This is a genomic window from Vibrio sp. 378, assembly GCF_033339435.1.
This window is the reverse complement of record NZ_JAWOUO010001282.1, coordinates 1-504: the sequence shown is the minus strand read 5'-3', so window position 1 is coordinate 504 and position 504 is coordinate 1. Positions and strand designations below refer to the sequence as shown.

At 46.4% G+C, this 504-nt stretch carries 1 protein-coding gene; it reads left to right on the top strand.

The window, feature by feature from the left end; all coding sequences use genetic code 11:
• Positions 1–504 (top strand): FtsH protease activity modulator HflK (gene hflK / locus R7Q48_RS31570; protein ID WP_318134423.1); only part of this gene is annotated, 504 nt, incomplete at both ends.

Genomic DNA, 504 nt, shown 5'->3' with positions numbered 1-504 from the left:
ATGGATAGCATTCTAACCAGTGGTCGTCAGCAAATTCGTCAAAGCACTCAAGAAACACTAAACCAAATCATCGATAGCTATGATATGGGTCTGGTGATTGTTGACGTGAACTTCCAGTCTGCACGTCCGCCAGAGCAAGTAAAAGATGCGTTTGATGACGCGATTGCTGCGCGTGAGGATGAAGAGCGTTTCATCCGTGAAGCAGAAGCTTACAAGAACGAAATCTTGCCGAAGGCAACGGGCCGAGCTGAACGTTTGAAGAAAGAAGCTCAAGGTTACAACGAGCGTGTAACTAACGAAGCATTGGGTCAAGTAGCACAGTTTGAAAAACTACTACCTGAATACCAAGCGGCTCCAGGCGTAACGCGTGACCGTCTGTACATTGACGCGATGGAAGAGGTTTACACCAACACATCTAAAGTGTTGATTGACTCTGAATCAAGCGGCAACCTTTTGTACCTACCAATCGATAAATTGGCAGGTCAAGAAGGCCAAACAGACACT